1 protein-coding gene is annotated in these 394 nt (G+C 70.1%); it reads left to right on the forward strand.

The annotated features are described in order from the left end of the window. Positions 1-394, forward strand: a 394-nt coding sequence (locus tag EN850_RS34000) for an asparagine synthase C-terminal domain-containing protein (RefSeq protein WP_136092966.1), incomplete at both ends; no start/stop codon positions are given.

The following is a 394-nucleotide window of genomic DNA, read 5'->3' on the forward strand; positions in this document are numbered from 1 at the left end:
GGCGATCGCGGCGCGCATGCACTCGCCACTGGCCTGCGGCGCGTTCCTGTCCGGCGGCACCGATTCCTCGCTGGTGACGGCAATGATGCAGGCCCAGTCGACCCTGCCGATCGAGGCGTGGACCGTCGGCTTCGACGATCCGGGGCATGACGAGAGCGACTGGGCGTCGCAGGTCGCGCGTCACCTGGGGGTGCAGCACCACCTGCACCGCATGGATGCGCGCCAGGGCCTGGACCTGCTGCAGCGCCTGCCGCAGGTCTGGTGCGAACCCTTTGCCGACGCTTCACAGCTGCCGACGTTGCTGGCCAGTGAACTGCTGGGGGCGCGCAAGCCGGTCGCGCTGACCGGTGACGGTGGCGATGAGCTGTTCTTCGGCCACCCCAGCTATGGCCGC

This window comes from Mesorhizobium sp. M8A.F.Ca.ET.207.01.1.1 (assembly GCF_004794715.1).
Lineage (GTDB): Bacteria > Pseudomonadota > Alphaproteobacteria > Rhizobiales > Rhizobiaceae > Mesorhizobium.